At 73.7% G+C, this 7,169-nt stretch carries 6 protein-coding genes and 1 pseudogene; 4 read left to right on the forward strand and 3 right to left on the reverse strand.

What is annotated here, in order from left to right:
* Positions 1 to 106: 106 nt before the first annotated feature.
* The gene (gene asnB, locus B0E53_RS06375) at positions 107 to 2,068 is read left to right on the forward strand and encodes an asparagine synthase (glutamine-hydrolyzing) (protein ID WP_107075135.1); all 1,962 of its coding nucleotides are present in this window, start codon (positions 107 to 109) and stop codon (positions 2,066 to 2,068) included.
* 57 nt (positions 2,069 to 2,125) lie between these two features.
* Here asnB and B0E53_RS06380 read toward each other — a convergent pair whose 3' ends face one another.
* Positions 2,126 to 3,241: a lytic polysaccharide monooxygenase gene (locus B0E53_RS06380; protein WP_107075136.1), complete on the reverse strand. Its 1,116-nt coding sequence runs from the start codon at positions 3,239 to 3,241 to the stop codon at positions 2,126 to 2,128.
* Between the two features lie 333 nt (positions 3,242 to 3,574).
* Here B0E53_RS06380 and B0E53_RS06385 point away from each other — a divergent pair, with 333 nt between their 5' ends.
* Positions 3,575 to 4,504 carry a carbohydrate kinase gene (locus B0E53_RS06385; RefSeq protein ID WP_107075137.1) on the forward strand — a complete coding sequence of 310 codons (930 nt, stop codon included), beginning with the start codon at positions 3,575 to 3,577 and terminating at the stop codon, positions 4,502 to 4,504.
* Positions 4,505 to 4,600: 96 nt separating this feature from the next.
* Positions 4,601 to 4,792, forward strand: a pseudogene (locus tag B0E53_RS06390) (MarR family transcriptional regulator); the annotation flags it as partial.
* 15 nt (positions 4,793 to 4,807) lie between these two features.
* Here the strand turns inward: B0E53_RS06390 and B0E53_RS06395 are convergent.
* Positions 4,808 to 5,638, reverse strand: coding sequence for an MBL fold metallo-hydrolase (locus tag B0E53_RS06395; protein WP_107075138.1), 831 nt, complete (start codon positions 5,636 to 5,638; stop codon positions 4,808 to 4,810).
* Positions 5,635 to 6,039, reverse strand: coding sequence for a hotdog domain-containing protein (locus tag B0E53_RS06400; RefSeq protein ID WP_107075139.1), 405 nt, complete (start codon positions 6,037 to 6,039; stop codon positions 5,635 to 5,637). Before B0E53_RS06400 ends, B0E53_RS06395 begins: the two co-directional genes overlap by 4 nt.
* 147 nt (positions 6,040 to 6,186) lie before the next feature.
* Between B0E53_RS06400 and B0E53_RS06405 the strand changes: the two genes are divergently transcribed.
* On the forward strand, positions 6,187 to 7,169 hold a 983-nt coding region (locus B0E53_RS06405), incomplete at its 3' end, for a phosphatase PAP2 family protein (protein WP_107075144.1).

Here is a 7,169-nt window from a genome sequence, read left to right on the forward strand (position 1 = left end):
GCCTCCTTGCGCCTCGTCGCTGGTCCAGACGGTACCGCGCGCGCGGGAGCGGGGAGTGCCTGCGGTGCCGCGACGGTGGCTTCCGGCGCGTGGAAAGATGGCCCCCATGTGCGGACTCCTGGCCTTTTTCAGCGCGCGCGGTGACGCCGCCGCTCACCGCGACCACATCGCCGGAGCACTGGAGTGCCTGCACCACCGCGGCCCGGACGAGACCGGGGTCGAGGTGGTCGGCGACGCCTCCGGCCGGTACGCGGACGGAGTGTTCGCGCACAAGCGGCTGGCGATCATCGACGTGGCGCTCAGCCACGAGCCGCTGCCCTACGCGAACGGCCGTTACCTGCTCACCTTCAACGGCGAGATCTACAACTACATCGAGCTGCGGGACGAGCTGATCCGGGACTACGGCGCCCAGTTCGCCACCAACGGCGACGGCGAGGTGATCGTCGCCGGCTACCACTACTGGGGTGAGCAGGTGCTCACCAAGCTGCGCGGCATGTTCGCCTTCGTGATCTGGGACCGGCAGGAGCGGCGGGCCTTCGGCGCCCGGGACTACTTCGGCATCAAGCCGCTGCACTACCTGGAGACCCAGGACGGGCTCTACCTGGCCTCGGAGAAGAAGGCGCTGCTGCCCTTCGCGCACTCGGCGTACCAGGGCGACGCGGGGATCGACACCGCCAACCTGAGCCACTACCTGACCCTGCAGTACGTGCCGGAGCCGGGCACCCTGCACCGGGGGATCAGCCGGATCGGGTCGGGGGAGTACCTGACCTGGACGCCGGGCGGCCGGATCGAGGTGCGCCGCTGGTACCGGCCGGTGTTCCGCCCGGCCCCGGTCTCCGACGAGCAGAAGCTCTACCACGAGATCCGGGAGACGCTGCGGGAGAGCGTCCGGATGCACATGCGTTCGGACGTGCCGGTCGGCTCGTTCCTCTCCAGCGGCATCGACTCCACCGCGGTGGTGGCCCTGGCCCGGGAGTTCAACCCGAACATCCTCACCTTCACCGTCGGCTACGACGTGCCGGGCTACTCCGAGATCGACGTGGCCCAGGAATCGGCCCGGCACCTCGACGTGACCACGATCCCGACCAAGATCGGGCCGCAGGACATGATCGAGGCGCTGCCGAAGATCGTCTGGCACCTGGACGACCCGGTGGCCGACCCGGCCCTGGTGCCGCTCTACTTCGTGGCGAAGAAGGCCGCCGAGCACGTCACCGTGGTGCTCTCCGGTGAGGGCGCGGACGAGTTCTTCGGCGGCTACACGATCTACCGGGAGCCGCTGTCGCTCAACGCGGTGAACAGCCTGCCGGGCGGGGTGCAGAAGGGCCTGCGGGCGGTCTCCAAGGCCATCCCGCAGGGCGTCAAGGGCAAGAGCTTCCTGGAGCGCGGCACCACCCCGATCGAGGAGCGCTACTACGGCAACGCCCGGATGTTCACCGAGGAGGAGAAGCAGCACCTGCTGCGCCGCTACGACCCCTCGGTGCGCTACACCGACGTCACCGCGCCGATCTACGCCGAGGCCACCGAGCTGGACGACGTCACCAAGATGCAGTACGTCGACCTCTACACCTGGCTGCGCGGCGACATCCTGGTCAAGGCCGACCGGATCTCGATGGCGCACTCGCTGGAGGTCCGGGTGCCCTTCCTGGACCGCGAGGTGTTCAACGTGGCGGCCGGGATCCCGGTCGACCTGAAGCTGCCGCCCCGCTCCGAGGCCACCAAGTACGCGATGCGCCAGGCGTTGCAGGGTGTGGTGCCGCCGGCCATCGTCAACCGCAAGAAGCTGGGCTTCCCGACCCCGACCCGGGTCTGGCTGCGCGGCGAGATGTACGAGTGGGCCCGGCACGTGCTGGCCACCTCCGGCGCGGGCGACCTCATCGACCTGTCGTACGCGATGCGGCTGCTGGACGAGCACAAGCGGGAGGAGGCGGACCACTCCCGCAAGGTGTGGACCGTGCTGATCTTCTGCATCTGGCACGCCATCTTCGTGGCGAAGACCCTCGACCCGGGCATCCAGCGCAACCAGTCGGCGCTGCTCACCAAGCCGGTGGTCGGCAGCATGGTCCGCTGACGCGGGCGTGCGGAAGGGCCCCCGGGGTACGCCCCGGGGGCCCTTCTCAGTTCCGGGTCACCGGCCGGTGCAGGTGACCGTGGGCAGGGTGTTGGTGCCGGAGAAGTTCGCCGTGAAGCCGAACGTGGTGGTGCCCTCCGGTGGCACGCTCCCGTTGTAGGGGGCGTTGGTGACCGTCACCGCCGCCCCGCTGGTGCTCACCGTGCCGTTCCAGAGCTGGGTGATGGTCTGGCCGCTGGGCCAGGTCCAGTTCGCCGTCCAGCCGCTGTAGGTCCGGGTGCTGTGGTTCATGATCATGACCTCGCCCTGGAACCCGCCCTGCCAGGCACTGACCACCTTGTAGACCGCCATGCAGGCGCCGGCCGGCATGGTCGGGGTCGGCGTCGGGCTCGGCGAGGTCGGGGTGGGCGTCGGGCTGGTCGGCGTCGGCGTGGGCGTCGTGGGGGTCGGTGACGGCGTGCCGCCGGAGCCGATCCCGGTCACCTCGCCGTTGCCGCCGTCGAAGGTCACGTCGGAGCAGCCGAAGAAGTTCTCCTGGCTGTCCGAGCGGACCCAGCGGGAGTAGATGATGTGCCGGCCGCTCTTGTTGGCCGGCAGGGTGCCGTTGAAGTAGTAGTGCCCGTCGTTCGTGCCGGGCGAGCCGACCGCCGGCGGGTTGGTCACCTGGAGGAACGGTTGCTCCTCCAGGTCGCTCCAGGCCAGCGGCCGGGTCGGGCTCCAGCTGTCCTTGGTCACGTAGAAGTAGAAGGTGCCCGGGTGGTGGGCCCAGTTGCTGTACCGGAACTCCATCGACCGCCCGGCGGTCAGGTGGGTGACGGGCCAGTCGGTGCGGGCCTGGTCGTAGCCGCTGAAGTTGGGGTTGCCGCCGCTGCACAGCTTGCCGTCGGGAATGAACCCGACGGTCCGGCCGCCGGCATCGGAGCGCAGCACGCTGAACCAGTTGTAGAGCGAGTTGGCCCCGCTCTCGGCGACCGCCGCCGCGCAGGCGGGGTTGTTCGGCCTGATCTCCCCGGTCGCGGTGAGGCCGTCCTTCCAGCACAGGTAGGTCCGGGCGCCCGGGGTCATCGCCGCGCCGTGCGCGGCGGCCGGGTCGGGGCCGGCGGCCAGGGCGAACGCGCCCAGGGCCAGGGTGGCGGCCGCGGTGAGCAGCGCGGCCGTACGGGATCGGTGCACGGGATCTCCTGACTCGCGGGGCGCGACCCGCACCGGGCCGCCCCGCTGCGACGAGCGGATGCGACGATCGCGGTGCCACGCCCGGCGGTTGGAGTGTGGCCGGGGCCGTCGGGGGACGCGCACCGCCTGCGGTCCGTGCCACGGACCGGTGAGTGCCCTCGCGTCGGCTCGACCCGGCGGCCGGCGGCGCGGCAGCCCCCGCACCCTCCCGGCACGCGCAATCCCATCACGTCCGGGCATCCCGAGCAATAGCCGTCCGTCGATGCGGGCGTCTCGTCGCGCCGGGACCCGCCATGCGCCAGGATCGGAGGTACAACGGTGGAAGGAGCCAGGATGGGGTACGCGGTGGTGCTCGGCGAGGCGCTGGTCGACCTGCTCGACGTCGAGCTCGACGGGGAACCCGTCTACCGGCAGGCGATCGGCGGGGGGCCGCTGAACGTGGCCGTGGCGGTGGCCCGGCTCGGCGGCGACGTCCAGTTCGTCGGGTCGTTCGGCGACGACGCGCTCGCCGCGCGGATCCGCGCCTTCCTGGGCGCCGCGGGCGTGGGACTGGCCGGGGCGGTCACCGTGCCGGCGCCGACGGCGCTGGCGGTGGCCACCTTCGCCGGCCCGGAGCCGGACTTCCGCTTCTACGGGGAGCCCCGGTCGTACGCCCTGCTCACCGCCGACGACCTGGACGTGGCCCTGGTCGAGGGTGCGGACGTGCTCTACTGCGGCTCGATCGTGCTGCTCGACCCGCCGGTGCTGGCCGCCGCCCGCCGGGCCTGGTCGATCGCCGGGGCGCTGCGGGTGTTCGACCCGAACGTGCGACCCCGCCTGCTCACCGGCCCCGGCGCGCTGGACGACCTGCGCGCGGTGGTCGCCGAGTTCGCCGCGAGCGCCCACCTGGTCAAGCTGAGCGCCGCGGACGCGCGCCAGCTCTACCCGCACGAGCCGGTCGAGGGCGTCGCCGCGTACCTGCGGGAACTGGGCGCGGCGACCGTGGTGGTCACCCTCGGCGCGGACGGCGCCCTGGTCGCCGCCGCCGACGACGTGGTACGCATCCCCGCGCCGAAGGTCGACGCGGCGGACGCCACCGGCGCGGGCGACTCGGTGATGGGCGCGCTCATCGCCGACCTGCTGCATGCCGGCGAGCCGACGGACCCGATCGGCTGGCGGGACCGGGTGGCCTTCGCCCTGCGGGTGGCCGGCCTGGTCTGCGAGTCACCCGGCGGGGCCACCGCCATGCCCACCCGGGAGGCGGTGGCCGACCGCTTCCGCTGAGGTCAGCGCGGGCGGGCGAGGGTGAGCACGGCGGTGAGGGAGAGGGCGGCGGCCACGGCCAGCACGACGGCCATCGGCACGGCGCTGCCCTCGCACCCGGACGATCGCCGGGTGGCGCGGCTCACCCTCACCGACGCCGCCCGCACCCGGATGGCCGACTACGCGGCCCACCGCAGCGCCCTGCTCACCGAGGCGCTGGCCACCCTCGACCCGCCGGCCCGCGACGCGATCCTCGCCGCCGCCCCGCACCTCGACGCCCTGCTCGACGCCCTGCGCGCCCGCCCCTGACCCCGCTGCGGGCGGTCAGGCGGCGCCGTCGAGTTCGGCGTAGCCGCGGCGGGCCGCGATGAGACCCGGGCGGGCGCCGAACGGCGACTCGGCGGCCACCCGCTCGGGCGGTGCGCTGCCGGTGTGGCCGGCCCGGATCAGCCAGGCCTGCCGGGCGAGCTGGGCGTGCTGTTCCCGGACGAAGTCCACGTCGACCGGCTCGCCGTGCCCCGGCACCACCACCGTGGCCGGCGTGGTCAACCGGAGCAGCGCGGCCACCGCGTCCGGCCACTGCACCGGGTACGACTCCTCGAAGGCCGGCGGCCCGCTCTGCTCCACCAGGTCGCCGGCGACCAGCACGTCCGCGTCCGGCACGTGCACCACCAGGTCGGCGTCGGTGTGCCCGTGCCCGGGGTGGTGCAGCACCACCCGCCGGCCGCCCACGTCGAGCACCGCCTCGCCGTGCACCGGGTGGGTCGGGGCCAGCAGCTCCGTCCGGGCCAGCTCCGCGGCGAGTTCCGGCTGCTCCGCGCGCATCTCCTCGGCCGCGGCCCGGCGCAGCTCGTCGGGGTGGTCGCGGAGCACCGCCGCGGCCTGGGCGTGCGCGTACACCGGGCGGGGCGGGTCGGCGGCCAGCGTGGCGTTGCCGAAGCAGTGGTCGAAGTGGTGATGGGTGTTGACGATCGTCCACGGGTGCGGGGTGACCGCCCGGGCCGCGTCCGCCAGCTCGCGGGCCTGCCCTGCGGTGGAGAGGGTGTCCACCAGCAGCGCCGCGCCGTCGCCCACCACCAGCGTCACGTTGACCCGCAGCAGCGGGTCGCGCAGCACGTGCACGCGGTCGGCGACCTCGACGAACCGGGCGGTCATGACGCCCGCACGGCACGCTCGACGAAGCGCTGCCGGTCGACCAGCGCCCGCTCGACCCGCCCGGTGGCCACGACCTCGTTCCCGTCGGTCACGATCACCTCGAAGGCCAGCCGCCGGCCGTCGACCTTGACCAGCTCGGCCCGGGCGGCCACGGTCCGCCCGACCGGGGTGGCAGCGCGGTGCTCCAGCTCGACCCGGGTGCCGACGGTCGTCGACCCGGACGGCAGGCGGGTGGCGGTGGCCGCCACGGTCGCCGCCTCGGCCAGCGCGAGCACCCGGGGCGTGCCGAGCACGGGCACGTCGCCCGAGCCCACCGCCTGCGCGGTGTCCGTGTCGGTGACGGTCAGCTCGACCCGGGCGGTCAGGCCCGGGGCGAGGGGCGGCTCCGGCTGCTCCTGCATGGGCCGAGCCTAGTGCAGCGGCCCCGCGCCCGGGCGGGCGTCCGGACCGTCACCCGGCCCTCCCGAGGCCCGGACCGGGGGCGACCAGCCCCGGCGGCGGGCGGTCGGCGTCGGCGGCCCCGTCGCCCGCCGTTAACCTTGTCCGCGATGGCCGTGCTGACTGATCCCCCGCCCCCCGCCCCCGCCGGACCGACCGCGTCCCCCGACGGCGGACGCCGTCGCGTGGTGGCGATGGCGATCTGGGGGATCGCCTTCGTGGCCGCCTGGCTCGCCATCGGCCTGCCGACCGACCCGGCGTACGCGTTCCTCTGGATCTGGGCCGGCACCATCGCCTGGCACTCGTCCCGCCCGTGGCGCAGCCACCTGCGCTTCGCCCGCGACTGGATCCCGGTGGTGCTGCTGCTGGCCGCGTACAACCTGTCCCGGGGGTTCGCCGACAACGGCGCGACGCCGCACGCCATGGAGCTGATCGTGGCCGACCGGTTCCTGACCGGCTGGGCCACCGGCGGCGAGGTGCCCACGATCTGGCTCCAGCAGCACCTCTACCGGCCCGACCAGGTGCACTGGTGGGACGTGGCGGTCAGCTGGATCTACTTCTCGCACTTCGTGGCGACGCTCGCCGCCGCCGCGGTGCTCTGGCTGCGCGACCGCTCGCGCTGGGGCGCGTACATGCGGCGGTGGGGCTTCCTCTGCGCGGCCGGGCTGGCCACCTACTTCCTCTACCCGGCCGCCCCGCCGTGGTGGGCGGCCCAGAACGGGCTGCTCACCGATGTCGCGCGGATCTCCACCCGGGGGTGGAAGGAGATCGGCATGCACGGCGCGGGCAACCTGCTCAACGCCGGGCAGATCGCCTCCAACCCGGTGGCCGCCATGCCGTCGCTGCACACCGCGTTCGCCCTGTTCGTGGTCCTGTTCTTCCTGCGCGGGACCCGGAAGCGCTGGTGGCCGCTGCTGCTGGCGTACCCGCTGGCCATGACCTTCACGCTGATCTACAGCGGCGAGCACTACCTGATCGACGTGCTCGTCGGCTGGGCGTACGTCGGGCTGACCTTCCTCGTGGTGGGGCTGGCCGAACGCTGGTGGGCGGCCCGCCGGGCCCGCCGCGTCGCGCTCGCCCCGGCCGGGGAGGC

This window comes from Micromonospora sp. MH33 (assembly GCF_003013775.1).
In the GTDB taxonomy this organism is placed as follows: domain Bacteria; phylum Actinomycetota; class Actinomycetes; order Mycobacteriales; family Micromonosporaceae; genus Micromonospora; species Micromonospora fulviviridis.